General features: G+C 70.5%; 25 protein-coding genes and 1 tRNA gene. 15 read left to right on the forward strand and 11 right to left on the reverse strand.

Translation table 11 applies throughout. The features are described 5' to 3' along the window. The 3 genes from J3S20_RS24880 to J3S20_RS31195 all read left to right on the forward strand — a co-directional run. The coding region (locus tag J3S20_RS24880; RefSeq protein ID WP_216839625.1) for a hypothetical protein at positions 1-412 on the forward strand (412 nt) is incomplete at its 5' end. 47 nt (positions 413-459) lie between these two features. Then, positions 460-2736 (forward strand): Z1 domain-containing protein, encoded by a 2277-nt coding sequence (locus J3S20_RS24885; protein ID WP_216839626.1) that lies wholly within the window; start codon positions 460-462, stop codon positions 2734-2736. Further along, a complete protein-coding gene (locus J3S20_RS31195) occupies positions 2733-3719 on the forward strand; it encodes a PD-(D/E)XK motif protein (RefSeq protein ID WP_216839627.1) in 987 nt (328 codons plus the stop codon). Before J3S20_RS24885 ends, J3S20_RS31195 begins: the two co-directional genes overlap by 4 nt. A gap of 268 nt (positions 3720-3987) precedes the next feature. Here the strand turns inward: J3S20_RS31195 and J3S20_RS24895 are convergent. Then, positions 3988-4064 (reverse strand) — tRNA-Arg (locus J3S20_RS24895). Positions 4065-4167: 103 nt separating this feature from the next. Between J3S20_RS24895 and J3S20_RS24900 the strand changes: the two genes are divergently transcribed. Together J3S20_RS24900 and J3S20_RS24905 are read left to right on the forward strand one after the other, a co-directional pair. Beyond that, positions 4168-4347, forward strand: coding sequence for a hypothetical protein (locus tag J3S20_RS24900; RefSeq protein WP_216839628.1), 180 nt, complete (start codon positions 4168-4170; stop codon positions 4345-4347). Positions 4348-4352: 5 nt separating this feature from the next. Continuing rightward, complete coding sequence (locus J3S20_RS24905; protein WP_216839629.1) at positions 4353-5738, forward strand: amidase; 1386 nt, start codon at positions 4353-4355, stop codon at positions 5736-5738. 3 nt (positions 5739-5741) lie between these two features. Here J3S20_RS24905 and J3S20_RS24910 read toward each other — a convergent pair whose 3' ends face one another. Beyond that, complete coding sequence (locus J3S20_RS24910) at positions 5742-7835, reverse strand: HlyD family efflux transporter periplasmic adaptor subunit (protein ID WP_216839630.1); 2094 nt, start codon at positions 7833-7835, stop codon at positions 5742-5744. Further along, positions 7835-9274 (reverse strand): TolC family protein, encoded by a 1440-nt coding sequence (locus J3S20_RS24915; RefSeq protein WP_216839631.1) that lies wholly within the window; start codon positions 9272-9274, stop codon positions 7835-7837. The genes J3S20_RS24910 and J3S20_RS24915 overlap by 1 nt, the downstream gene beginning before the upstream one ends. Positions 9275-9502: 228 nt before the next feature. Here J3S20_RS24915 and J3S20_RS24920 point away from each other — a divergent pair, with 228 nt between their 5' ends. Then, on the forward strand, positions 9503-9754 hold the full coding sequence (locus J3S20_RS24920) for a hypothetical protein (RefSeq protein WP_216839632.1): 252 nt from the start codon (positions 9503-9505) through the stop codon (positions 9752-9754). Here J3S20_RS24920 and J3S20_RS24925 read toward each other — a convergent pair. From J3S20_RS24925 to J3S20_RS24940, 4 genes are all read right to left on the reverse strand, one after another. Then, entirely contained in the window at positions 9708-10880 is a 1173-nt protein-coding gene (locus J3S20_RS24925; RefSeq protein WP_216839633.1) for an ABC transporter permease, read from the reverse strand. The genes J3S20_RS24920 and J3S20_RS24925 overlap by 47 nt on opposite strands. After that, positions 10874-11554 (reverse strand): ABC transporter ATP-binding protein, encoded by a 681-nt coding sequence (locus tag J3S20_RS24930; protein ID WP_216839634.1) that lies wholly within the window; start codon positions 11552-11554, stop codon positions 10874-10876. The genes J3S20_RS24925 and J3S20_RS24930 overlap by 7 nt, the downstream gene beginning before the upstream one ends. Before the next feature lie 56 nt (positions 11555-11610). Beyond that, positions 11611-12021, reverse strand: a complete 411-nt coding sequence (locus J3S20_RS24935; protein ID WP_216839635.1) for a hypothetical protein — start codon at positions 12019-12021, stop codon at positions 11611-11613. 123 nt (positions 12022-12144) lie between these two features. Further along, positions 12145-13233 carry a DUF2125 domain-containing protein gene (locus J3S20_RS24940; RefSeq protein ID WP_216839636.1) on the reverse strand — a complete coding sequence of 363 codons (1089 nt, stop codon included), beginning with the start codon at positions 13231-13233 and terminating at the stop codon, positions 12145-12147. 122 nt (positions 13234-13355) lie between these two features. On the opposite strand from J3S20_RS24940, the gene J3S20_RS24945 reads away from it, so the two are divergent. Next, a complete protein-coding gene (locus J3S20_RS24945; RefSeq protein ID WP_216839637.1) occupies positions 13356-13904 on the forward strand; it encodes a gamma-glutamylcyclotransferase in 549 nt (182 codons plus the stop codon). A gap of 266 nt (positions 13905-14170) precedes the next feature. On the opposite strand, the gene J3S20_RS24950 is transcribed toward J3S20_RS24945, so the two are convergent. The 4 genes from J3S20_RS24950 to J3S20_RS24965 are packed head-to-tail and all read right to left on the reverse strand — an operon-like array spanning position 14171 to position 17508. Further along, positions 14171-14923, reverse strand: coding sequence for a lysophospholipid acyltransferase family protein (locus J3S20_RS24950; protein ID WP_216839638.1), 753 nt, complete (start codon positions 14921-14923; stop codon positions 14171-14173). Beyond that, a complete protein-coding gene (locus tag J3S20_RS24955; RefSeq protein WP_216839639.1) occupies positions 14920-15639 on the reverse strand; it encodes a YdcF family protein in 720 nt (239 codons plus the stop codon). The genes J3S20_RS24950 and J3S20_RS24955 overlap by 4 nt, the downstream gene beginning before the upstream one ends. After that, positions 15636-16502 carry a cell division protein FtsX gene (locus tag J3S20_RS24960; RefSeq protein ID WP_216839640.1) on the reverse strand — a complete coding sequence of 289 codons (867 nt, stop codon included), beginning with the start codon at positions 16500-16502 and terminating at the stop codon, positions 15636-15638. Before J3S20_RS24960 ends, J3S20_RS24955 begins: the two co-directional genes overlap by 4 nt. Further along, a complete protein-coding gene (locus tag J3S20_RS24965) occupies positions 16495-17508 on the reverse strand; it encodes a cell division ATP-binding protein FtsE (RefSeq protein WP_343215299.1) in 1014 nt (337 codons plus the stop codon). Before J3S20_RS24965 ends, J3S20_RS24960 begins: the two co-directional genes overlap by 8 nt. A gap of 86 nt (positions 17509-17594) precedes the next feature. Here J3S20_RS24965 and J3S20_RS24970 point away from each other — a divergent pair, with 86 nt between their 5' ends. The 8 genes from J3S20_RS24970 (at position 17595) to J3S20_RS25005 (ending at position 24376) form a co-directional block, all read left to right on the forward strand. Next, positions 17595-18020 carry a zinc-ribbon domain-containing protein gene (locus J3S20_RS24970; RefSeq protein ID WP_216839641.1) on the forward strand — a complete coding sequence of 142 codons (426 nt, stop codon included), beginning with the start codon at positions 17595-17597 and terminating at the stop codon, positions 18018-18020. A gap of 77 nt (positions 18021-18097) precedes the next feature. After that, positions 18098-19990 (forward strand): ABC transporter ATP-binding protein, encoded by a 1893-nt coding sequence (locus tag J3S20_RS24975; RefSeq protein WP_216839642.1) that lies wholly within the window; start codon positions 18098-18100, stop codon positions 19988-19990. 119 nt (positions 19991-20109) lie between these two features. Beyond that, positions 20110-20409 (forward strand): AtpZ/AtpI family protein, encoded by a 300-nt coding sequence (locus tag J3S20_RS24980; protein ID WP_216839643.1) that lies wholly within the window; start codon positions 20110-20112, stop codon positions 20407-20409. Between the two features lie 60 nt (positions 20410-20469). After that, positions 20470-21225, forward strand: coding sequence for a F0F1 ATP synthase subunit A (locus tag J3S20_RS24985; protein WP_216839644.1), 756 nt, complete (start codon positions 20470-20472; stop codon positions 21223-21225). Positions 21226-21294: 69 nt separating this feature from the next. After that, positions 21295-21522: an ATP synthase subunit C family protein gene (locus J3S20_RS24990; RefSeq protein ID WP_168047977.1), complete on the forward strand. Its 228-nt coding sequence runs from the start codon at positions 21295-21297 to the stop codon at positions 21520-21522. Between the two features lie 91 nt (positions 21523-21613). Next, positions 21614-22114 (forward strand): F0F1 ATP synthase subunit B family protein, encoded by a 501-nt coding sequence (locus J3S20_RS24995; RefSeq protein WP_216839645.1) that lies wholly within the window; start codon positions 21614-21616, stop codon positions 22112-22114. Positions 22115-22125: 11 nt separating this feature from the next. Next, positions 22126-22635 carry a F0F1 ATP synthase subunit B family protein gene (locus J3S20_RS25000; RefSeq protein WP_216839646.1) on the forward strand — a complete coding sequence of 170 codons (510 nt, stop codon included), beginning with the start codon at positions 22126-22128 and terminating at the stop codon, positions 22633-22635. 157 nt (positions 22636-22792) lie between these two features. Then, a complete protein-coding gene (locus J3S20_RS25005; protein ID WP_343215300.1) occupies positions 22793-24376 on the forward strand; it encodes an ABC transporter substrate-binding protein in 1584 nt (527 codons plus the stop codon). The last annotated feature ends 130 nt before the right edge of the window (positions 24377-24506 follow it).

Below are 24506 nucleotides of genomic sequence, written 5' to 3' on the forward strand. Positions count from 1 at the left end.
ACGATGCCTGCTCTCATCCCAAGAGCTTGAACCAGCCTACCCGTTCAGGGAATCCTCTGAATGGGGCAGTCCACTAGCGGATGCAGAAATGAGCTTCGATTTCTGGGGATCGCGCTGGGTCGTCGTTGTACGTGTCGCAGACGCCGATGCTCAGAGTGACTGGTTGGACGTAGGCGACGTCGAGACATCTGCGGCGACGGGCGTGCGGCGCATTGAGATCCGGGTCGCCGGCGTGCACCCGTTCATGACTCGCTTCGCGCACCGAGACCCGGAGGTGATGCAGGCCCTGGTGCGGGTCGCTGCTGCGATGGCTCTGTCGGAGGCGCTGTTGCGCAGCGCGGGCGGGGCAAACCCCGGAGCGATCCGGCGAACCACCAACGACCTTCTGCGCGACGTCTTCTCGACGACTTGAGGCGAGCAGCCGTGCCGGATGAACAGCCCATAGCAACGGTAACACCCATGCCGGACTTCGCCGAAGACCCCGAGGACATGCGTTGGTCGCCGCAACCAGGATCGGAGGCGGAAGGCCTGCTGGCCCACAAGCTCGGCGACAAACCGCCGGAAGCGCGGCTGCAGGTCCTTGCGTCGGCCAGATCCATTCTCGGCAAGGGGGTACCACCGGGCGAGGGCGGAACCGAGACCGGCCTCGTGGTGGGCTATGTGCAGAGCGGCAAGACTCTCTCGTTCATGTCCGTGATGGCCCTCGCGCGCGACAACGGCTTCCCGCTCATCATCTTGATTGCAGGGTCCTCGACTCAGCTGTCGGACCAGTCCTTCAAGCGCCTTCGCGACGATCTTCGTATCAGCGTCAACGGTCGCCGGCCCTGGGCGCTTTACCCAAATCCGCGGGCTGCAGAGGCTGACGGGATCGCCGGCATGCTGGATCAGTGGCGCGATCCGAACGTGCCGCCGAACCAGCGCAAGACAGTCGTGCTAGCGGTGATGAAGCAGTTCGCGAACCTGCGGCACCTCGCACGGCTGCTTCAGCAGCTCTCCCTGCAAGATATACCAACGCTGATCATCGACGATGAAGCCGACCAGGCGAGCTTGAACACCATGGCGCAGCAAGCAGCGCGCCTCCAGCAGAACCGGATGAGCACGACCTATCGGCGCATCCTAGAGATCCGACAGGCCGTAGGCTCCCACACATTTCTCCAATACACCGCGACGCCGCAAGCTCCGCTTCTGATCAGCATCATCGACACGCTGTCGCCGAACTGGGTAGAGGTGCTGGAGCCGGGCGGCGGCTACACTGGCGGGCAGACCTTCTTCCCGCCGCCACCGCCGCGACAGGCGCCGCCAACGCCGCAGCAGCTCGTGCGGCTGATACCTGCGGCTGAGATCCCGGCGGCGGGCAACCAGCCACAGGCGGCTCCACAGACGCTCCAGTTCGCGCTCCGCCTGTTTATGGTTGGCGTCGCCGCAGCCTTCGTGCTCGACCAGGACGGCAATCGCTCGATGCTGGTCCATCCGTCGGTTCGAACGGCAGATCACCAAATGTACGTGAATTGGATCCGCGACCTGTTCCATGGCTGGCAGGCTACTTTCAGGCGCGGCGACGCGGACCCTATCGCCCAGGCTCTGGCTGAGGAGTTCCGGCCTGCTTACGACGATCTGGCAGCATCGGTCGGTGAGACCATGCCGACCTTCGATGCGATCAAGAGCCGCTTTCGGCAAGCGTTCAATGAAACCGAGATTAAGGAGGTAAACCGCCGAGTTGGCGGTCCCCCAGTTATCATTGAGTGGGGACAGCGCACGGGTTGGATCCTGGTGGGCGGCTTGGCGATGGACCGCGGCTTCACCGTCGAGGGCCTGACCGTCACCTATATGCCGAGGAGCCTTGGCGGCGGCAACGCGGATAGCCTGCAACAGCGCGCTCGCTTCTTCGGCTACAAGGGCCGCTATCTTGGTTTCTGCAGAGTTTTCCTGCCACGCGACGTGAAGCGAGCCTTCGAGGATTACGTCCTGCACGAGGAAGCAATGCGGCGCGACCTGGTAGAGGTTCAACAGGCCAGGCAGCCGCTTGATACGTGGCCGCGGCGCTTCGTGCTCAGCCCAGCCCTGAAGCCCTGCCGCGACAACGTTTTGGAGCACGGCTATATGCGTGCGCCGGCCGTTCCGGACGACTGGTTCTTGGCGCAGGCGTACCTCGGGCGTGGTGGGTTCGAGGAGCACAACAGAGGGATCATTGCGCGCTTTGTCACGGGGCACGCATTCCGCCCGGACGATGGTCACCCCGATCGAACTGTGTACCAGCGTCACGAGATCACGGACTTGCTTCCGCTGCGCGACGTGATTGAGACACTGCTTGTCGACTACCGTCTCCGCGATCCGGGCGAGGCAGAACGCTGGGGCCTGTTGCTCGCCCAACTCGGCCGTATGCTGGACGAAGATTCCAACGCTCGCGCCGTTGTCTACCGAATGAGTCCCGCCGAAGCGCGCAAGCGCGCCATCTATGACACTGGCCGACTCAAGTATCTCTACCAAGGCGAGTACCCGGTTAACCCGCCAGATCGTCGGGGGACGATCTACCGGGGTGACAAGAGCATGTTCATCGAGGGCGTGGTCACCGTTCAAATCCACGAGTTGGATCTGACGCTGCGCGCTGAGGGCGGAGCGCCCGTCGCGTCCAACGTGCCGTTCCTCGCATTGCGTCTGCCGGCGGGGCAGGCTCAGCCGATGGTCTTCCAAACGCAACCCAACCAGCCGGTGCTCGGCCAAGAGGGTGAGGGGTGAACGCGGCCGAACTGCGCCGTCTCTTCCAGCGCCTTGCGGGCAACGCCGCGCCCGCAGAAGGCACGTTCGCTGCGCTGGAGGTGCCCGGCTCGGGTGGCCACATGGCTTTCCTCTCGGCGACCGGTACGCCCGGCTTACTGTTGAGTACGTCCGGCGATGGGCCGCGCCCGCCTCGTATCCGGCTGTCTGGCCTAGACGCGATGTTCGGTGTGCCATGCGCTGTATCGGTTGCTGGGGGCGTGCCCGAGGAGCGGCGCATGACCGTGCTTTCATGCACGGCGGGCGCTGATGTCAGGCCGCTGTTCGCTGAGTTCGGCGGCACGTTTCTGCGTCTGGTCGGACCTTTGCCGACGATGGAGCAAGCTTCGTTAGCTGTCGCGCGTTTTGCAGCGCTCCTGTCGTCCTTGACCCGCCCCTCGCGCCAGAGCGTCACGGGGCTGATCGGAGAGTTGATGGTCTTGCTGCTCGCCGCGGACCCGGCGACCGCGATCGCTTGCTGGCGGCGCTCGGCGGGCGACAAGTTCGACTTTGTCGCGCCGGATGCCAGGGTAGAATGCAAGGCGGCCTCGCCCGGGCTCCGGATTCACTCGTTCTCTTGGGAGCAGTGCAATCCTCCGGTTGGCCCTGCACTCGTCGCCTCGCTGTTCGTCGAGGCAACCGGTGGCGGCACCACGGTGCGCGAACTCCTCGATCGGATCGAGGCACGCCTTTCGGCAGTGCCGGAGGCGGCCGTGAAGCTGCGCGAGACGGTCGCGTCAACAATGGGGGCCGCGTTGCCGGAAACACTGGACGCAACGTTCGACGAGGCCACCTGCCGGGCAAGCTTGAGGTGGTTCGATCTCCGGCACGTGCCAGCCATTCGAGGCGACTTGCCGTCGGGTGTAGGAAGCGTGCGGTTCAGTTCTGACCTGACCCTGGTTGCACCGGTAGCGCCAGCGTTAGCGCACACCGGGCTGCAAGGGCTGCTTCCGGTCGCACACTGACGCTAGAACGGGTAGGCGTCTCACGGCGGGGCATGCGCCCCGCTAACTCCGCCGCACTTGTGGCGCGGGAAAATAAGGACTTCCTGGGGCGTTCAGCTCGGCTGGTTGATCGTCCAAGTCGCCAGGTTCGGAGAAATTGGGGCCGAAGAGAGGGACCTCACCGCCTTTTCCCGGGCGCGCAACCACCAACCTGTCCCCGAGAACCCCGCGGAACCGGCGGTTCCCGGCGGGCCTACCCCGGGGAGAGACAGGTAGCGAAGTGCGGAAGTGGCGTCCCCGGCGGGATTCGAACCCACGGCCCCCAGATTAGGAATCTGGTGCTCTATCCGGCTGAGCTACGGAGACGTGGCCTCAGGTTACCACAGCCCCCGCGGCGCCTGCGAGGGGGTGGGATGACAGCCCGCCCGCAATATCCCCATGATGCCCTCCGCAGCCAAGGAGGCGCCCCATGCCGGATCCCCTGCCCGAGCCGCTTTTCGACGCGCTGATCGCCCGTGCCGGCCTTCCCCTGACGCCCGCCGAGCGGGACAGCGTGCGCGCCGCGTCCCGGCATATCGCGGCGCTCACCGAAAGGCTGCGCCCGCAGGCCCAGGTGGCATTGGAACCCGCCACGGTGTTTCGGCCATGAGTGGCATGGGCGAACTCCCTCTCGGCCTGGCCGAGGCCGCCCGGCTGATCGCGGCGAAGCAGCTTTCCCCGGTCGAACTGGCCGAATGTGCCCTGACCCGGGCCGAGGCCCGGAATCCGGAGCTGCACGCCTTCATCCGCCTGACCCCCGACCTCGCCTTGTCCCAGGCCCGGGCGGCGGAGGCGCGGCAGATGTCCGGCGCGCTGAAGGGTCCGCTGGACGGCATCCCGATCGGCCACAAGGACATCTTTGAGACCGCCGGCATCCCGACGACCGGGCATTCGCGCATCCTCGCGGACCATGTGCCGGCCAAGGATGCGGCGGTGGTCCGCGCCTGGGCGGAGGCCGGGGCGGTCACCATCGGCAAGACCGCGACGCATGAATTCGCCTGGGGCGGCCCCTCCTTCGACCTGCCCTGGCCGCCCGCCCGCAATCCCTGGGACACGACGCGCTTCACCGGCGGGTCCTCCACCGGCGCCGGCGCGGCCGTTGCGGCCGGGCTGGTGCTGGGCGCCACGGGCAGCGACACCGGCGGCTCCATTCGCGGCCCCGCCGGGCTCTGTGGCCTGGCCGGCATCAAGCCGACCTATGGCCTGTGTTCCCGCAGCGGCGTGCTGCCGCTGGCGCATAGTCTGGACACCACCGGCCCCATCGCCTGGACGGTGGAGGATTGCGCCCTGCTGCTGCAGGCCATGGCCGGGCATGACCCGGAGGATCCCTCCTCCGCCGACCGCCCGGTGCCGGACCTAATCTCCGGCCTCGGCGGCGGCGTGCGCGGCCTGCGCATCGGCCTCATCCGCCACTTTCATGAGTCCGACCTGGTCGCCAGCCCCGCCGTCCGCGCCGGCGTCGACCATATGGCGGCGGTGCTGCGCGCCGAGGGCGCCATCCTGTCGGAGGTCACGCTGCCGCCGCTGCTGGATTTCCACGCCGCCGGCTGGCTGATCCTGATGTCGGAGGCGCATGCGGTGCACGAGCCCTGGCTGCGCACCCGCTTCCACGACTATGGCGAGATCCTGCGGGAAAGGTTGGCGCTCGCCACTCTGGTCTCGGCGGCGGACTACCTGCAGGCGCAGCGCCAGCGCCGCCGGCTCTGCCAGCAGGTTGCCGCGGCGATGGAAGGGGTGGACCTGCTGCTGACCGCGGCGCAGCCGACGGAGGCGCTGCCGATCGATCGCGTCAGCAAATTCGCCAGCCTGGAATCGCCCGGCCTCACCATCCCCTTCAACCTGACGGGCCAGCCGGCGCTGGCGGTCTGCACCGGCTTCGGGGAGGGTGGTCTGCCCGTCGGCGCCCAGCTCATCGGCCGACCCTTTGAGGACGCCACGGTGCTGCGCGCCGGTCATGCCTTCGAGCGTGCGACCGCCTGGCGGGCGCGGCGGGCCGCGTAGCCTTCAGGGCAGCACCAGGTCCCCCGGCGCCAGCCCCTCCCGGATCTCGACGCCGCCGGGGGTGCTGATGCCGAGGGTGACGGGCACCACCTCCTCCCGCCCGCCGCGGCGCACCCGGACGGCGCGGCCCCCGGGCCCGCCCTGGATGGCGTGCGGCGGCAGCACCAGCGCATCCGGCTTCTCGTAGATGATGATGGACAGGCTGGCGGACATGCCGACGGCCAGCATCCGCCGCTGCTCTGGCGACAGCCCCTCCACCGCCACGGAGATGGGGAAGCTCGGCATGCCGCTGCGGCTGCTGGCCTCGCTGCCGGCCTGGGCGGCCACGCTGGTGACGCGGCCTTCCAGCACCAGGTCACCGAAGGCGTCGCCCGTCACCGTCACCTTCTGGCCGATGCGCAGCTTGTTCACGTCAATCTCGTCCACCGTGGCACGCACCTGGAAGGTCTCCAGCGCGCCCAGGGTGAACATGGTCTGGCCACGCTGCACGCGCGATCCGGGCTCGATGGTCTCGGCGCGGCGGCCGCCGGGGCCTTCGGGCGGCATCAGCACCACGCCCGCCACCGGGGCCAGCACGGTGGCATTGGCGAGATCCGCCTCCAGCTCCCGCACCTTCACCTCGGCATTGGCGAGCTCGAGCTCCGCGATGCGCAGCGTCTGCGCGTCGCCGCGCGCCAGCGTCGCCTCCAGGTCGTTCTCCGCCGCCTGCACCTGCAGCTGCTGGTTCCGCTGCTGCTGCACCAGGGCGCGATGCTCATCCGCCGCGATGATGCCGCGCGAGAGCAGCATGCGCGTCTGCGCCACGCGCGCGGTGATGTCGGACAGCTCCAGACGCGCCTGGGCCAGGGCGCGGCGGGCGCGCGCCACCTCGAAGCCGGTGGCCCAGCCGCGCAGCTCCGCCACGCGCTGCCGGGCGCGGATTTCCGCGCTGCGCGCATCGCGCAGGCGCACCTCGACATCGTTCAGGTCGAGCCGCAGCAGCGGCTGGCCGCGTTCCACCTGGCTGCCGTATTGGAACAGCCTTTCCTGCACCAGCCCGTCGAAGGGGCCGACGACGCTGACCAGCGACCCTGCATCCAGCATGCCCACCACCGCGATGCGGGAGGAGATGGGCTGCGGCGTCAGCGTGATCGGCGGCATTCCGCCGGCATTCGCCTCCGGCGCGCCGCTCCAGCCCGTGGGCAGCGGCAGCCAGGCATAGGCGCCGGTGGCCAGCAGCAGCAGCGCCACGCCGGCCGCCCCGCCCAGGCGCGCCAGGCGCATGCGGCGGGCCTGGGCCTGGTCGCGGATCGCGCCCTGCTCCAGCTGCAGATAGGCGGTCTGCAGCTTGCGGTGCTGCTCGGCCAGGTCGCGGCTCAGCGCCGCCTCCGCCGCCGCCAGGCGCTCCGCCTCCGTCACATCGGTCAGGGAGGCGGTCAGGCCGAGGCGCCCGGCTTCGGGGCCCACGCGCAAGCGATAGGCGCGGCTGCTGACAGCCAGGCGCCGCCCGTCGAAATCCACCACCAGGCGCGGCGGTGGCGCCGCCGCGCCGATCGGTTCCAGCAGCGCATCCAGCAGCGCATCGGCGCGGCCATCCTGCGGCAGCAGCGCGGCCAGCGTGGCGCCGGGGGCGGTGGCCGGATCCAGGCCCAGCATGGCGGCCGCCGCGCTGTTCAGCGTGATGACGGCGCCATCGCTGCCCAGCGTCAGCACGCCATCGGCCAGCCCGTCCAGCGCCGCGCCGAAGCCCAGCTGCAGGCGATCATGGCTTTCGCGCAGCGCGAGCTCCGCCGCGGCGCGCGCCGCCAGCAGCAGCAGCCCCTCCCGCTTCGCCGGCGCCAGGTCGCGCGGCGCGGCATCCTGCACGCAGAGCACGCCCCGCGCCTGGCCCCGCACATCCCGCAGCGGCGCGCCTGCGAAGAATCCGCCGCCTTCGGCAAGCTGCGGCAGCACCAGCAGGCCCGGCGCGGCCATCGTCTCGGCCCATGCCTCGGCCAGGGCCGGCTCGGCCGGCGGTTGCACGAAAATCCGCCCGCTGGCGCAGCCGGTCAGCGTGGCGGCCAGGCGCGCGATGTCGTCGAGCGCGGCAGGCGCCTCGGCAGGCAGGGCTCCGCCCATCACCGCTCGTTCAGGCTGATGCGCCAGGTCTCCAGCGTGGTGCCCAGCACCTGGTCCATCGCCGTCAGCGCATTGAGATAGGCGATCACCGCGGCCAGTTCCGTGCTTTCCGCCTGCTGCAGCGCGGTCTGGAAGGAGACCACCTGGAAGTTGCTGGACCGCCCAGCCTGCAGCTTCACCAGCTCCGCCGCCAGCTGCTGCGCCGTCAATTCGCGCGCGCGGCGGGCGAGCTGCGCCTGGCGGCGCTGCGCCTCGATGCCGCGCACGGCATTCTCGGCCTGCTGGCGCAGCTGGTCGCGCGCTTCCTCGACCTGCACCTCGGACTGGCGCAGCGCGACCGTTGCGTTCACCTCCTGCTGTTCCCGCGACAGGCCGCCAATCGGGATGTTCACGCGCAGGCCGATATTGAAGTCGGACCGCACGGTGGACAGCGCGCCGATCGTCTCCAGCACCTGGGACCGCAACGCCTGCTGCCCGGCGCCGGCCACGATGGACACGTCCCAGAGCCGCTGGTTGCGCGCGATGTCGAGGTTGATGCGGTTGATCTCGATGGTGAGCAGGCGCGAGAGATAGGCCGGCTGCTTCGCATAGGCCGTGGCCAAAGCGCGGTCCATGTCGATTCGCACCGCGGGGGCGGAGGGACGTTCCGAGGCCCAGATGCGGGAGGCGGGATCGACCCCCATCAGCACCAGCAGCGAAAGCCGTGCCGCCTCGCCATTGTTGCGGGCACCGATCAGCTGCAGCTCCTGCTGCGCGATGGAGGCCTCGGACTGGATCAGCTCCACCTCCGCCAGCCGGCCGGCGGCGATCAGCGCGCGGTTCACCTCCACCAGGTCGCGCGCGCGCCGCAGGCTGTCCTCGGCGATGCGGGTCTGTTCCTGCGCCTGCAGCAGCGCGCGATAGGCCAGGATGATCTGCGAGATCTGGTCGATGACCTGCGCCTTCAGCCGCAGCTGCGCGCCCTGTTCGGAGATGCGTGCGATGCGCCGCGGCGCCAGCGCGTAGTCCACGCCGCCGCCGGCCAGCAGCGGCTGTTCCACCTGGAAGCCGATCTCGGACGGCGCCTGGCCCGGCTGGCCGCGCACATTGGTCTGCGTCGCCAGCCAGGACATGATGAAGCGCGCGCCGGTCGGCGTATCCACGCTGACCACGGGGCCGAGCGCGAGCTGCGTCGAATTCACGCCGGCATTGCGCTGGCGCGTGGCCTCCGCCGCCAGGGTCAGGCGCGGGGTGAAGCTGTCCTCCGCCACGCGCAGCGCGAAACGATCCGCGATGCGCTGCAGGTATTCCCCGCGAATGCCGCGGTTGTTGCGCAGGCCGAGGAAGACCGCCTCCGGCAGTGTCAGCGCCACGGCGCCCGCCGGCGGGCGGGGCTGCGCCACCGCCGGCGACGCGAGCAGGATCAGCGCGGCGGCGATCCAGCCGCGACCTCGCCTCAAAAAGCAGATGGCGCGCGCTGCGCGGGATGCATCCCTGCGAAGGGCTCCAGCCCCAGCCTCAACCTCCCATGCCACGCGGCTGACCCTTCTTCTCGTGCAGCGCAATGCGGATGCAACTATCTCACCTGGAAGCTGGCGGAGGCAATGCGCGGCCGCATGGGGCCTGCCTATGAACCGCATCGGCTGCGCCGCATGGACGGGCGCCCTGGCTTGCGGCACCCTGCAACCGTGGCGAGCACGGAGGCAGAGGCGATGGCGATGCGGCCCAACCTGTCCCTGCTCCTGTTGCTCGCCGGCTGCGCGACGCCCGAAGTGCTGCGCCGCCCGCCCGATGCCGCCAGCATGGAGCAGCGCGAGTCTCTGCCCATCCCGGCCATCGCGGAGCCGACCGGCGAGCCCGCCATCACCCTGCCGGATCCCACGCCCATCGCGCCTACTCTGCCCGCAGGGCTTCGATCGGATCCAGCCGCGATGCCATGACCGCCGGGTAGAAGCCGAAGAAGATGCCGACGGCGGCGGAGACCCCGGCGCCGAGCGGAACGGCGCTGGGCGACAGCACGAACTCCCAGCCCGAAAGCCAGGCGAAGAACCAGGCGCCGCCGATGCCCAGGAAGATGCCGATGATCCCGCCGGCCACCGAAAGGATCACCGCCTCCGCCAGGAAGAGCGTGCGGATATCGCCGGGCTCCGCGCCGATCGCGAGCCTGACGCCGATCTCCCGCCGCCGCTCCGCGATCGAGACCAGCATGATGTTCATCACGCCGACGCCGCCCAGCGCCAGCGCAATGGCGCCCACCGCGCCCAGCAGCAGGGTGAAGAGCTGCATCTGGTTCTGCATGCCGGCGATCAGCTGGCGGGCAGACAGCACAGACAGCCGCTGGTCGCGGATCTTTGGCGCGAAGTAGCGCTCGACCTGGCGGACCGCGGCCTCGGCCTCCGCATCCGGCCGGATCCGCGCCACCGCCATGGACATCGCGGGATTGGCCATGATGCGGCGCACATTCGGCACGGAGACGAACAGCGTATTGTCGATATCCACCGGCATCATCGGGCTCTGCAGCACCGGTTCCAGGATGCCGATGACGGTGAAGACATAGCGCCCGATGCGCAGGTTCGAACCCACGCGGACCGGCGCATAGGGCGTCGAGAGCTGCTGCGCCATGCCCTGGCCCAGCACGGCATAAAGCTCGTACCGGTCGAGATTCGAGATGAAGCGGCCGGACTGCGTGCGAAGCCGCGCGACGCTGGCGAAATCGGCGGTGACGCCGAGATGCGAGCCGTTCGAGACATTCCCCTCATGCAGCACGCTGCCGCCGCCGATGACGAAGGGCGCCACCTCCGTCACCATCGGCACCTCCCCCGGCAGCGCCTCCACATCCGCCAGCTGGAAATTGCCGAGGCCGCTGTCGGAATCGAGGCGCAGCATCAGGATATCCGTGCCGAGCTGGCGGAACTGGCGGATCGTCTCGTTGCGCGCGATGGCGCCGACATTGAGCATGGCGATCACCGCCGCGGCGCCGATGACGATGCCGAGCAGCGCGAGGGCCGAGCGTTGGCGCGAGGCCAGAAGATTGGCCACCGCTTCCGCCAGCACGCGCTTCAGCATGCGCGCAGGGTCTCCGTCAGCGCGCCATTCGCCAGCACCACCTGGCGCTCGCATTGCGCGGCAACGCCGGGATCGTGCGTGATGATCAGGATCAGCACGCCGAATTCGCGCTTCAGCTCCAGGAACAGGTCCATGATCTCCTGGCTCACCTTCGGATCCAGCGCGCCGGTCGGCTCATCCGCCAGCACCACGCGCGGCTCCCCCACCAGGGCGCGGGCGATGGCCACCCGCTGTTTTTGCCCGCCGGAAAGCATGGCGGGCATATGCTCCGTGCGTTCCGCCAGGCCGACGCGTTCCAGCATGGCCAAAGCGCGGCGCCGTGCCTCGGCCTCCGGCGTGCCGCGATACATCAGCGGCAGCGCCACGTTGCGCCAGGCATTCAGCCGGGGCAGCAGGAAGAAGGACTGGAAAACGAAGCCGATCAGCCGGTTGCGCAGCCGCGACAGCTCCCGCGCCTCGGCGCGCAGCACGTCCTGGCCGTCGATGCGGTATTGCCCGCTGGTCGGCTTGTCGAGCAGGCCGATGATGTTCATCAGCGTGGTCTTGCCCGAACCCGAGCCGCCCATGATGGAGACCAGCTCCCCGGCCGCCACCGTCAGCGACAGATGCCGCAGGATGTGCATCTCGCCTGGGCCGACGCGGAAGGATCGGCCGATATCGACCAGTTCGAGCATCCCGCCGATCTAAACGCTTCGGGCGCCAAGGCATAGGCCGCGGGCGCGGCCCGGCATCACTGGCAATTGGTGACGGCCACGGTGGCGCGGCCGGCCGCGGCCGCGGTGTCATAGACCACGGCGACACTGCCCAGGTTGATATTGCCGTTGGTGCCATTGCCGAAGCGGATGGTCTGGCTGGCATTGGGCTGCAGGCTGATGCCGGCAAGCTGCGGGCTGAACAGCGTCACGTTCGTGCCGAAGCCGGCAAAGGCCAGCTGCAAGGTCAGCGGCCCGCCGGTGCTGTTGCGGATCTGCACCATGTAGTCGTAGCGATTGCCGCCCGTGCCGTTCTGGTACACCGAGTCCACATGGACGCGCCCGCGGCAGGCCGCGCCTTGCGCCTGCGGCGCGGTCGCCGGCAGCAGGGCGAAAGCGGCGGCCAGGGCGATGGCTAGGCTCGGGGCAGTCAGCGTCACGCGCGACATCGCAGGCTTCCTTCGGCGGGGCGGAGCATGTTCGTTCCGCGATGGATCCGAGGCTAGGCGTGATCCCGCCCCTGCTCCAGGTCGCCGCCGCCTATGCGGGCGATAGGCGCGGCCATGGGGGCCTCAGCGGGCCGCCGCGCTGCCCACCGGCCAGTCCCAGGGCGGGAAGCGCAGCACCGGGATGCGGGCGATGGCCAGCGTCCGGTCCTCCACCGTCACCGGCACCTCGATCTCCGTCGCGCCATTGGGGCCGGGGCGGGACATCAGCGGCAGCATGATGCGCGCCGTCCCCGCCGCCCGCCGCCCGACCAGCCCGGCATCGGTCAATGCCTGCAGCGCCTGGGTGGCGCCGGTCAGGCGCAGCGTGCCGGCGCCCATCGGCTGCAGCGCCTCGTCCAGCGCGAGCGTCGCCGCGGCGGCCAGCTCGGCCGGGCCCCAACGGATGGAGAACTGGCGCAGCTCCAGGGACCCGCCGCCGTCGCGCCAGGCCTCCGCCCGCCGCGCCGGCTCCCGCCCCGGCGGCACCGGGCCGCTGAGTGCGGCCTCCGCCGCCAGGGCCTCGATCCGGCGGCCGAAGCCGGCGGCGGCATCGGCGGCCATGGGCAGGTCGATCGCCTCGGCATAGAGGTCGAGCAGCAGCGCCGGCTCATCCTCCGTCGCGGTGGAGGAGGAGGTGGCGGAAAGCCTGGCGCTGGCCACCTCCATCGGGCCGCCGGGGGTGGACAGGCGCAGGCGCTCGGCCAGCACCACAGCCTCCCGCGGCGGGGTGTTTTCCTCCAGCGGCACCAGGGCGACCAGCTGGTCCGCTGCGAAGCGGTATTCCGCGCCGGCCAGGCGCAGGCGCTGGGCGCCGGGCATCTCGACCCGCAGCCGGTTCAGCCGGGGCAGGGTGACCCGCAACACCACACGCTCCGCATCCAGCGCCATCCCGCCGGGCAGGGTGGCGCCGCCGCCCTCCAGCCGCACCGAGCCAAGCGTCAGCGTGGCCGAGAAGGGCCAGCCGCCGCGCACCGGCTGTGCATGGTCCACCCGCCAGCCCTGCGCCCGGCGGATCTCCACCCAGGTGGCGAGCCCGGCCTCCAGCTGGCTCGCCATCAACTGCCAGAGCACCGCATGGCCGGCGCCGAGCGCCACCAGCAGCAGCACGGCGCCCAGGGCGAGGCGGGGCCCGATCGGGCGACGGCGGGGGGTGGCGGGGGGTTTCACTGGCATGCGGGGCGAGGATATAGCGCGAAGCGGCCATCCCGTGCAGGCATCCCCCCATCCCCCGCGACCTTCCCCCCGATCCCGAACGTCTGCCAGCCGCCGCCGCGCCCCCGCTGCATGACGGGGCGATGTGGGTCTTCGCCTATGGATCGCTGATCTGGCGGCCCGGCTTCGCCCATGCCGGCAGCCATCCCGCCTTGCTGTCCGGCTACCACCGCCGCTTCTGCCTGTGGTCGCATCGCTACCGCGGCACGCCGGAGGCGCCGGGCCTGGTGCTCGGGCTGGACCGCGGCGGCGCCTGCCGTGGGGTGGTCTACCGCGTGCCGGCGGCGGAGGCGGCGGAGGTGCTGCGTTACCTGGACGACCGCGAACTGCCGGATGGGGCGGAGGTGGTCTATCACCGCCGGGTCCTGCCGGTGCGGCGGCTGGATGCCCCGGCCGGCCCGCCGGTGCCCGCCATCACCTATGTGGCCAACCGCGCCTGCCGGCTTTACGTGCGCGGCCTGCCGGAGGCGGAGGCGGCGCGGGCCATCGCCCAGGGCCACGGGCAGATGGGCCCGAACCGCGACTATCTGCTCAACACCCTGCGGCACCTGGCTGAGATGGGGGTGCGGGATCGCGGCCTGGCGCGGCTCGCGGCCCTGCTTCCGACGGCCAAAGATGCAATATCAGAATGATGCGATACAGGTTCGGCACGCTGCGTTCAAAGGCCTTGACTACGAATAATCCACCGCGTCTTCGCAGGCCCCCACTTGCGCCCGAGGGCCAAGCTGTTGCAGCCAGCTGCCGAAAACCAAGTCCAGCCCCGAAATTCCACTATCAGCAAATTCAATGGTTTAAGGCGAGGCAGCGCCGAGGATATTGACGTCTGATCAATGGTTTGGGACGGCAAGACAATAAATTATGGCAGGGGCGCGCCCGAAGATCCGATAAAGAGGCTCTGTCAACCCACAGATTTATCCACAGGGTTGTCCCGGGCGCCTTGCTGCGGCTCGGCCATCAGCCGGTCGGTCTCCTCCTCGATCTGCGTCTCCAGCGCGGAGAGCATCCGCGCCCGGTTCAGGCCCGGCGGCAGCGGCGGCAAAACGGAAATCCGGATCACGCCCGGCCGCTTCAGGAAATGCCGGCGGCCCCAGACGCGGCCGCTATCGGTGGCCACCGGCACCACCGGCGCCCCGGTGCCGGCGGCGATCGCCACCACGCCGGGTTGGTAGGCGACGCGCTGGCCCACCGCCGTGCGGGTGCCCTCCGGGAAGATCACCACCTGCCGCCCCTCCGCCACCGCGGTGGTCGCCGCCCGGAGCATGCCGCGCAGCGCCGCGCCCCCGCCGGCACGGTCCACCGGAATCATGCCCGCCTTGCGGGCATGCCAGCCATAGATGGGAATCGCGAGCAGTTCCTTCTTCATCACATAGGCGGGCTGTGACAGCAGGCTGAGCCAGATCAGCGTATCGAAGGCCGACTGGTGCTTGGCCGCGATCACCACGCCGCCTTCCGGCAGGTGGTGCCAGCCACGCACCTCCAGCCGCACGCCCACCACATGGCGCAGCGCCAGCATCACCGATTGGGCCCAGAACCGCGTCACCCAGCGCATGGCCTCGACCGGCAGCAACAGGGCCGGCAGGGCCAGGATGCCGATGAAGGCTGTGAGGCTGAAGAACAGGATGTTGAAGACAAGTGACCGCAGCCAGATCATCGCGAAACCTGTTCCTTTGCCGGCAGGAAGCGCGTCAGCCCGGCCGCTGCGGCCACATACTTCAGATATTCGCCGGATAGCAGGGTCCATCGGCGCAATCCCGGCACGCCGCGACCTCGTCCGCCCTGGCCCCCGGCCGAAGCGCCGGAGGCACCCGGCGCCGGCGGCGTATTGGCCCAGGCGCCTCGTCCGGCTGGGGCGGTGGCCTCCACCGGGCTGCCGGGCTCGGCGCGCAGCACCGCCGGCATCACCGGATGCGGCACCACCTCCAGCCCCGGCGCGGCGCGGCGCAATTCCAGAAGGGCGCGCGGCATGTGGTAGCCGGCCGTTACCAGGCGCACCGAGCCGATGCGCTGCCCCCGCACATAGGCCGCGACCTCCACCGCATTGCCCAGCGTGGTCGCCGCCGCGCGCCCCAGCGTCACCCGTCCGGCGAGCGCGGCCGGATCCCGCCCATGGGCGCGGGCGAGCTCGGCCAGGGTCAGCTCCTGATGCGCGCCGGAGACCAGCAGAAGCGGCGCCGCGCCCTGTTCCAGCAGCCGCAGCGCCGTTTCCACCCGGTCCCCGCCGCCAGTCAGCACCACGATGGCCTCGGTCGGGCGCAGCGGGTCGTCCACCGCGCTGTCCACCCCGTCCAGGAAGGCGACGAAGCCCCAGCCGAGCGCCAGCAGCCCGGCCAGCAGCGCAACACCCAGCAGGCGCAGCGGGCGCTTCACGGCAGCCGGCGCAGCCAGCGCCGCACGGTGAATTGCGCGGTGCCCCAGCCCACCAGGAAGGCGACCGGCGGCAGGGTCAGCAGCCCGGCCCAGGGCAGCCCCGCCAGGCTGTCCAGCCGGCCATCGGCCCCCACCCAGGGTCCTGCGAGATCCGCCAGCAGCGCCAGCGCCGGCACCGCCACCACGGTGCCCACCACGGCGCCGGTGGCCGCCAGCACGCCGAGCCGCCGGGCAAAGCGGCCGGCGATATCGCCATCCCGGGCGCCGAGGCCGTGCAGCACCTCGATCGCGTCGCGCCGGGCGGCGAGGCCGGCGCGGGTGCCCACCGCCACCACGGCGGCGGCAACGGCCGCGACCAGCACCAGCACGCCCAGCGCGATGGCCTGCAGGCTGCGCGCCAGCGCCGCCAGCCGCTGCACCCAGAGGCCATGCGCCTCCACCAGCGCGCCCGGCACCTGGTCGGCCAGGCGGTCGCCGATCAGCACCGGGTCGGTGCGGGCATTGCGCAGCCGCAGCTCGATCACGCCCGGGACCGAAATGGCCGGCGCATCGCCGAGCCAGGGGCGCAGCAGCGCGGTCAGCCGCTCCGGCTCCATCGCCTGGGCGGAGGCCACTTCCGGCATGGCGCGCAGCGCCGCCACGGCGCGCTGCAGCCGCGTGGCATCGGCATCCGGGATCTGCACCGTGACCGCGGCGGCGGCGCCGCGCTGCCAGCGTTCCGCCAGCGCGGCCGCGCCCTGCGCCCCGGCCAGCGCCAGGGCGGCAAGCAGCGCCATGGCGGCCACCAGGCCCGGCAGCAGCAGTCCGGAGAGCGCGCGGCGCAGCCCCAGCGGATCCCGCGAATAGCGCCGGCGCCTAGCCATGGTCGGGTGGCGGCCGCATTGGTCCCCTGGGCGGCGCCCGGCGCGGATCGGGCGGGCGCTGGATATAGGGGGGCGGGCGATTCGCCTGGCGCGGCGGCTCGGGAAATTCCTCGCGAAACTCCTCGGGCGGATAGTCCGCGGGGGGATAGTCCGGAGGGGGATAGTCCGCGGGGGGATAGGTTTCCTCCGGCGGGGGTTCGGCGAAGCGGTCCTCGGGGTAGGCCGCCTCACCCTGGGGCGCCTCGGGCCAGATGGTGGGGTCGGATTCGACCGCCGAGGCGGCGCCGCGCACGCCTTCCACGTCATGCAGCCGGCCGTCATGCAGCAGCAGGGAAGGGGCGGGGAAGCGCGCCACCAGGTCCTCGTCATGGGTGGCCACCACCACCGTGGTGCCCAGCCGGTTCATCTCCCGCAGCAGGGCCAGCAGGCGGCGGGCCTGGTGGCTGTCCAGATTGCCAGTCGGCTCATCCGCCACCAGCAGTGCCGGGCGGTGCACCACGGCGCGGGCGATGGCGATGCGCTGCTGCTCGCCGCCCGAAAGCTCCTGCGGCAGCGCCTCGGCCCGCGCGCCGAGGCCGACCCAGCGCAGGATTTCCGTGACATCGGCGCGCAGCGAGGCCTCCGGCCGTCCGGCCAGGCGCAGCGGCAGGGCGACGTTGTCGAAGGCGGAGAGATAGGGCAGCAGCCGGAAATCCTGGAAGACCACGCCGATCCGCCGGCGCACCGGCGCCAGGGCGGCGCGGCTGGCGCGGGCGGTGCGCAGGCCGAGCACCTCCACCTCCCCCCGCGTCGGGCGCAGCGCCAGGTGCATCAGGCGCAGCACGGAGGATTTGCCCGCCCCGGAGGGGCCGAGCAGCCACGTGAAGGACCCCTGGGGCAGGGCGAAGGTCACGTCGACCAGCGCCTCGGGCCCCCAGGATCCGCTATGCGGGCCGCCGCCGGGATAGCGGAGGCCGACCGCCTCGAAGCGCACCATCCGCGCTGTCTGCCACGCGGGCGGCCCCACGCCAAATGATCCTGGCGAGTCGCGGGCGGGAGCCGCAGGGCGGGAGTGGCTGGACGCGGGGCGCGCGGGCCGCAAGACTGCGCTTGATGCGAATTTCCTGCCCGAATTGCGCCGCCGAATACGATGTGCCCGATTCGGCGCTGGCCGCCGGGCCGCGCCTGCTGCGCTGCGCCCGCTGCGAGCACAAGTTCACCGCCGCCCTGCCGGAGGCCGTGGCGGAGCCCGCCGCCGAGCCGCCGGCGGCTGCCGCGGAAACGCCGGCGGAGCCCGCCCCGGCGGAAACCCCCGCCGCCGAGCCCGCGCCGCCGCCGCCGCCCGAGCCCGCCCGCCTGGCGCAGGACCGGCTGAGCGATGCCCCGGCCAGCCCGCCGGACCGCTTCGCTTTGGCCGGCTGGCTGGTCACGCTGCTGGTTCTGGTCCTCGCCGCCTATGCCGGCTTCGCCTGGCGCGCGGAGGTGATGGAGGCCTGGCCACCTTCGCAGCGCCTCTATGCCCTGCTCGGCTTGGCCTGAGGCCCAAGGCCCAAGGCCCAAGCATCGTCATCGTCCGGCCGGTTGACGCCGGCGGCGGGGCGGCGCGTTCTTGGCCGATGCGCCTGTTCCGAAGCTTCGAGACCGCCGTCGACCCGGTGGCGGCGCCTGGCCGCCAGGCCTCCCGCTGGTTCGGCCAGCCGGTGCCCGACCAGCCGCCGCCGGCCAGCCTGCCCGGCTTCTACTGGCACTTCGTCCGCCAGGCGCGGGCGCTGTTCGGGCTGCTTTTCGCCACCGGGCTGACCGTCGCGCTGCTCGACTTGCTGATCCCGATCTTCATCGGCCGGGCGGTGGGGCTGCTGGAACAGCACGGGCCGGAGCGGATCTGGGCGGAGGCCGGCTGGACGCTGGCCGGCATGGCGGCGGTGCTGCTGCTGGCGCGGCCATCCGCCATCCTGCTGCAGAACCTGGTGACCCAGCAGGGCATCATCCCGGCCGTCACCTCCATGATCCGCTGGCAGAGCCACTGGCAGGTGGTGCGCCAGGGCTGGGCCTTCTTCCAGGAGGATTTCGCGGGCCGCATCGCCAACCGGGTGATGCAGGCTGGGCCGGCGCTGCGGGAAAGCGTGGTGCAGTCGGTAAATGCCGTCTGGTACATCCTCGTCTATGGCACCGGGGCGGTGCTGGTGCTGGCCAGTACGGATTGGCGCCTGGCGGTGCCGATCCTGGTCTGGTTCGGCCTCTATGCCACGCTGCTGCGGCTGATCGTGCCGCGCATGCGCGACCGCGCCCGCAAGGCGAGCGAGGCGCGGTCCCTGCTGACCGGCCGCGTGGTGGACAGCTACACGAACATCGTGACGGTCAAGCTCTTTGCCCGCGCCGAGCAGGAGGATGCCTGGGTTCGGGAGGGGGTGGAGCAGCTAAACCGCGACTTTGCCCGGCAGACCCGGCTGGTGACGCTGAACGGTTTTCTGCTCTCGACGCTGAACGCCCTGATGCTGACCTCCACCGCCGCGCTGGCCATCTGGCTGTGGTCGCAGGGCGAGATCCCGCTGGCCGTCGTGGCCTCCGCCCTGCCGATGGCCTGGCAGATCGCCAATATCTCCGGCTGGGTCGCCTTCAACGTGGCCGGCATCTTCGAGAACATCGGCGTGGTGCAGGAGGCGATGGGCAGCATCGCCGTGCCGCAGACCGCCCCCGACCCGCCGGGTGCGCGGCCGCTGGCCGTGACGCAGGGCGCCATCCGCTTCGAGGATCTGCGCTTCGGCTATGGCCGGGCCGAGGTCCCCGGCCTGCCCTCCCGCGGCGCCGTCCTTCATGATTTCGACCTGGCGATCGCGCCCGGGGAGCGGGTGGGGCTGGTCGGCCATTCCGGCGCGGGCAAGACCACCGCCATCAACCTGCTGCTGCGCTTCTTCACGCCGGAGGCCGGCCGCATCCTGGTGGATGGCCAGGATATCTCCTCCGTCACCCAGGAAAGCCTGCGCGGCGCCATCGGGGTGGTGACGCAGGACACCGCCCTCCTGCACCGCTCGATCCTCGAAAACATCCGCTACGGCCGGCCGGAGGCGACGCCGGCGGAGGTGGAGGCGGCGGCCAGGCGGGCGGAGGCGCATGACTTCATCATGGCCCTGGCCGATTGGCGCGGCCGCCGCGGCTATGACGCCCATGTGGGGGAGCGTGGCGTGAAGCTCTCCGGCGGGCAGCGGCAGCGCATCGCCATCGCCCGGGTGCTGCTGAAGGACGCGCCCATCCTGCTGCTGGACGAGGCGACCAGCGCCCTCGATTCGGAGGTGGAGGCGGCGATCCAGGAAAGCCTGGAGCGGCTGATGGCCGGCAAGACGGTGATCGCCGTGGCGCACCGCCTGTCGACGCTGGCGCGGATGGACCGGCTGGTGGTGCTGCATGAGGGGCGGGTGGCCGAATCCGGCAGCCATGCGGAGCTGCTGGCCGCCGGCGGGGTCTATGCGCGGCTGTGGCAGCGCCAGTCCGGCGGCTTCATCGGCGATTGACGCCGGCGGCCAAGGCTTCATGAACCATGTTGCAGCGCGTTCATCACCTTGACACTCCTGCCCCCAAGCCGTAGGAGCGGGCCGCCTTCCGGGCGGGGCGACCGCAAGGAGAGCGACGGATGGCGGAAGACGACGGCTTCGAGCAGAGGCTCCGGCAAGCCCGGGCGCGGCAGGGGATGGATCCTCCGCCGGGCCGCAAGGGCGCGCTGCCGGCCAGCGGCTGGGGCATCGGGTTTCGCGCGGGTGTCGAGGTCGTCTCGGCGCTGATCGTGGGTGTTGCCGCCGGCTGGTTCCTGGACCGCTGGCTCGGCACCTGGCCGTGGCTTTTCCTGCTGTTCTTCGTATTCGGCAGCGTCGCCGGGGTGATGAACGTCTATCGGCTGTTCAGTCCGCGCGGTGCCGCCAGGAAGCAGGATTAGAGGCTGCCGCATCCGCGGCGTTTGAGGGTTCCCCGCCACCCGGGGGACGGGAGATTGCGAGTGGCCGCCGAGACCGGGACGATCGACGCGCTGAGCCAATTCCAGCTCACCCCCGTGCTGGGCCCGGTGGGCGCGGCCGTGGGCTTTTCGCAGTCCAATGCGCATATGCTGCTGGCGGCGGGGCTGATCACGGCGCTGATCATGTTCGGCATGTCGGCCCGCGCGGTGGTGCCGGGGCGCCTGCAATCCCTGGCCGAGGCCTCCTACGAATTCGTGCACGACCTGGTGGTCGGCCAGGTGGGCGACGAGGGCAAGCGCTTCTTCCCCTTCGTCTTCACGCTGTTCATGTTCGTGCTCTTCGGCAATATGCTGGGGCTGTTCCCCTACGCCTTCACCTATACCAGCCATATCGCGGTGACCTTCGGCCTGGCGGCCATCGTCTTCGTGCTGATCACGGTGGTGGCGCTGTCCCTGCATGGCCGCAAGTTCTTCGGCTACTTCTTCCCGGAAGGGGCGCCGCTGTGGCTGGCGCCCATCATCATCCCGGTGGAGATCGTCTCCTACCTGTCGCGGCCGGTCAGCCTGTCCATCCGACTTTTCGCGAACATGGTGGCCGGCCACGTCATGCTGAAGGTGTTCGCCACCTTCGTCGTGCTGCTCGGCGGGCTTGGCGCGATCGGGCCGCTGGTGGCGGTGCTGCCGCTGTCGGTCAATATCGCCCTGGTTGGGTTCGAGGTCCTGGTGGCCTTCCTGCAGGCCTATGTCTTCGCCATCCTGACCAGCATCTACCTGCACGACGCGGTGCACCTGCACTAAGGCCAGCTTGGCCTGCGTCGCTCAGCCTCCACCCCAAGACGTTTCATTCAAGACGGAAGGATTACCCAGATGGAACTGGTGCTTGCCGCTAAGGCCCTCGGGGCTGGCATCGCCGTGATCGCGCTGTTCGGCGTCGGCCTCGGCATCGGCAACATCTTCTCCTCGCTGATCACCAGCGTGGCGCGCAACCCGGCGGCCCGCGATGCGGTCTTCCCGATCGGCATCCTGGGCTTCGCGCTCACGGAAGCCGTCGCGCTCTTCGCGCTGCTGATCGCCTTCCTGATCCTGTTCGCCTGAGTTTCGCGGCCGGCAACCGCCGGCCGGGAATTTCGCGACGGAGCGCGCCACCCTTCGGTGGCGCGCCACAGGGAAGCTGACGAGGAACACCATGCCGCAGCTCGATTTCGGCAATCCGCTGATGATCGCCCAGATCGTCTGGTTGCTGATCATCTTCGGGGTCCTCTACTTCGTGCTCTCCACCTATGCGCTGCCGCGCGTGGAGGAGGTGCTGGAGGATCGCCGGCGCCGGATCGAGGGTGACCTCGAAGCCGCGCAGGCTGCGAAGGCGGAGGCCGATGCGGCCATCGCCGCGCATCGTGACGCCACCGCCAAGGCGCGGGCCGAGGCGCAGGCGGCCATCGCCGCCGCCATGCAGTCCGCCACGCAGGAGGCCGCACAGCGGTCCGAAGCGCTGGCCGCACGGCTGGCCGAGCAGGTCGCGGCCGCCGAGGCCCGCATCGCCGCGGCGCGGGATTCGGCCATGGGCGCGCTGCGCCAGGTCTCCACGGAAACCGCGGAGGCGCTGCTGCAACGCCTGACCGGCCAATCCGAATCGGCCGCCGTGGCCGCCGCCGTCGATCGCGCGCTGACCGCGCGCGGCCAGGGCTGAGGAGCGCCGCCATGGAACACCACTACGAGCATTTCTGGCTCGACCCGAAGTTCTGGGTCGCCGTCTCCTTCGTGCTGTTCGTGCTGCTGGTCGGCAAGATGGCCTGGGGCCGGATCACCGCCATGCTGGACGCCCGCGGCGCCCGCATCCAGGCTGAGCTGGCGGAAGCCGCGCGGCTGCGGTCCGAGGCGGAGGCGCTGCGCAAGCAGGCCGAAGCCGACCGTGCCGCCGCCCTGGCCGAGGCCGAGGACATGATCGCCCGCGCCCGCGCCGAAGCCGGCCGCGTGGCCGAGGCCGCGGCGCTGGAGGCCGAGCACGCCGCCAAGCGACGCGAGCGCATGGCACTCGACCGTATCGCGGCCGCCGAGGCCGGCGCCCTGGCCGAGGTGCGCAACGCCGCCGCCGAGGTCGCCGCCGCCGCGGCGCGCGACGTGCTGGCGCAGACCATGAATGCCGAGAAGGACGCCGCGCTGATCGACCGCGCGGTGGCCGACCTCCCCCGCGCGCTTCGCGCGGCCTGACGGCCTCCGCCTTTTCGCGCCTGCCGAGCGGGGACCCCCAGGGGTCCCCGTTTTCGTTTTCGCGCCGTCCGGCGAACCGCTGTCACCTCGCCGGTCCCGGTTTACTTTGTGGCCGCAGGTCCTAGTCTCCGCGCACGAATTCCTTCAGGAGACCTTCGTGCGCCGACATATTCTGGCTGCCGCCCTGCTCGCCGGCACCGCCCTGTCACTTCCCGTCGCAGCCCAGGCCAATCTCTTCCGCTGGGCCAATGACGGCGACGTCAATTCGATGGATCCCTATGCGCGGCAGGAGACCTTCCTGCTGATGTTCAACGGCAACATCTACGAGCCGCTGGTACGCCGGAACCGCCAGCTGCAGGTGGAGCCGTCGCTCGCCGTCAGCTGGACCCAGCCCAGCCCGACCGTCTGGCGCTTCGAGCTGCGCCGCGGCGTCACCTTCCAGGACGGCACGCCCTTCACCGCGCAGGACGTCGTCTTCTCCTACACCCGCGCCAAGGCCCAGGGCAGCAATGTCGGCGGGAGCCTGGCCAGCGTGAAGGAAGCGCGCGCGATCGACGACCACACGCTGGAGATCGAGACCACCGCGCCCAACCCGATCTTCCTGGAGGAGATCACCGGCATCGGCATCATGTCGCAGCGCTGGGCGGAGGCGAACAACGCCACCCGTAGCGCCGACCTGACCACGGGCGCGGAGAATTTCGCGACGCGCAACGCCATGGGCACCGGCCCCTTCCGCCTGGTGAGCCGGGAGCCGGACCGCCGCACCGTGCTGGCGCCGAACCCCAACTGGTGGGACCGGCCGGAGCACAACCTGACCCGCGTCGAGTTCAACGTCATCTCCAATGACGCGACGCGCGTCGCCGCCCTGCTCTCGGGCGAGGTGGACATGGTCTATACCGTGCCGCCGCAGGACACCCAGCGCCTGTCCCGCACCAATGGCATCACCATCCACCAGCAGGCGGAGCTGCGGACCATCTACCTCGGCTTCGACCAGAGCCGAGCGGAGCTGCTGAAGTCCGATGTGCGCGGCCGCAACCCCTTCCAGGACGTGCGGGTGCGCCGCGCCTTCAACCACGCGATCGACCGCGCCAGCATCGTCCGCACCGTCATGCGCGGCCAGGGGCGCGCCACCGGGCTGATGATCGGCCCGGGGGTGAACGGGCATACCGAGGCGCGCGACCAGATCCCCGAATACAACCCGGATCTCGCCCGCCGCCTCCTGACGGAGGCCGGCTATCCGAACGGCTTCGGCGTGACGCTGGACTGCCCGAACGACCGCTATGTGAATGACGAGGCGATCTGCACGGCGGCCGTCTCCATGCTCGCCCGCGTCGGCATCCGGGTCACGCTGAACGCCCAGACCCGCGCCCGCTACTTCGCCGAGATCCTGGGCCCGCGCTACAACACCAGCTTCTACATGCTGGGCTGGACCCCCAATACCTACGACGCGCACAACGCCTTCTTCAACCTGATGGCGTCGCGGGAGGGCAACCGCGGCATGTTCAATGTCGGCGGCTTCAACAATGCCCGCTTCGACGAGCTGGTGAACCTGATGGCGGTGGAAACCGACACCGCCAAGCGCAATGGCATGATCGAGGAAGCCATGCGCATCCATACCGAGCAGGCGGGCCATGTGCCGCTGCACCAGCAGACGGTGATCTGGGCGGCGCGCAGCAACGTCCAGCTGCAGCAGCTGGCCGACAACTGGTTCCCGCTGCGCTTCGTGCGCATGGGCAATTGAGACCGGAGGGGCGCTTCGGCGCCCCTCCCACTACGGCAGTGGGGCTGACCTATCATGCCCCGCGCGCATGGGTGCATTGTTAGCTTCGGTGGCTCCCTTGCGCATGGGTGTTGCGATAGCATCGGGTCAC

The sequence above is a fragment of the Falsiroseomonas tokyonensis genome (assembly GCF_019024325.1).
Classification (GTDB): domain Bacteria; phylum Pseudomonadota; class Alphaproteobacteria; order Acetobacterales; family Acetobacteraceae; genus Falsiroseomonas; species Falsiroseomonas tokyonensis.

Excerpts from the sequence above, each read along its gene's own strand:
- J3S20_RS24945 (WP_216839637.1), top strand. The coding sequence starts at position 13,356 with ATGTGGGTCTTCGCCTATGGATCGCTGATCTGGCGGCCCGGCTTCGCC.
- J3S20_RS24980 (WP_216839643.1), top strand. The coding sequence starts at position 20,110 with ATGGCGGAAGACGACGGCTTCGAGCAGAGGCTCCGGCAAGCCCGGGCG.
- J3S20_RS24935 (WP_216839635.1), bottom strand. The coding sequence starts at position 12,021 with ATGTCGCGCGTGACGCTGACTGCCCCGAGCCTAGCCATCGCCCTGGCC.
- J3S20_RS24930 (WP_216839634.1), bottom strand. The coding sequence starts at position 11,554 with ATGCTCGAACTGGTCGATATCGGCCGATCCTTCCGCGTCGGCCCAGGC.
- J3S20_RS25000 (WP_216839646.1), top strand. The coding sequence starts at position 22,126 with ATGGAACACCACTACGAGCATTTCTGGCTCGACCCGAAGTTCTGGGTC.
- J3S20_RS24960 (WP_216839640.1), bottom strand. The coding sequence starts at position 16,502 with ATGGCTAGGCGCCGGCGCTATTCGCGGGATCCGCTGGGGCTGCGCCGC.
- J3S20_RS24940 (WP_216839636.1), bottom strand. The coding sequence starts at position 13,233 with ATGCCAGTGAAACCCCCCGCCACCCCCCGCCGTCGCCCGATCGGGCCC.
- J3S20_RS24990 (WP_168047977.1), top strand. The coding sequence starts at position 21,295 with ATGGAACTGGTGCTTGCCGCTAAGGCCCTCGGGGCTGGCATCGCCGTG.
- J3S20_RS24905 (WP_216839629.1), top strand. The coding sequence starts at position 4,353 with ATGGGCGAACTCCCTCTCGGCCTGGCCGAGGCCGCCCGGCTGATCGCG.
- J3S20_RS24950 (WP_216839638.1), bottom strand. The coding sequence starts at position 14,923 with ATGATCTGGCTGCGGTCACTTGTCTTCAACATCCTGTTCTTCAGCCTC.
- J3S20_RS24970 (WP_216839641.1), top strand. The coding sequence starts at position 17,595 with ATGCGAATTTCCTGCCCGAATTGCGCCGCCGAATACGATGTGCCCGAT.
- J3S20_RS24900 (WP_216839628.1), top strand. The coding sequence starts at position 4,168 with ATGCCGGATCCCCTGCCCGAGCCGCTTTTCGACGCGCTGATCGCCCGT.
- J3S20_RS24995 (WP_216839645.1), top strand. The coding sequence starts at position 21,614 with ATGCCGCAGCTCGATTTCGGCAATCCGCTGATGATCGCCCAGATCGTC.
- J3S20_RS24885 (WP_216839626.1), top strand. The coding sequence starts at position 460 with ATGCCGGACTTCGCCGAAGACCCCGAGGACATGCGTTGGTCGCCGCAA.
- J3S20_RS24975 (WP_216839642.1), top strand. The coding sequence starts at position 18,098 with ATGCGCCTGTTCCGAAGCTTCGAGACCGCCGTCGACCCGGTGGCGGCG.
- J3S20_RS24910 (WP_216839630.1), bottom strand. The coding sequence starts at position 7,835 with ATGGGCGGAGCCCTGCCTGCCGAGGCGCCTGCCGCGCTCGACGACATC.
- J3S20_RS24925 (WP_216839633.1), bottom strand. The coding sequence starts at position 10,880 with ATGCTGAAGCGCGTGCTGGCGGAAGCGGTGGCCAATCTTCTGGCCTCG.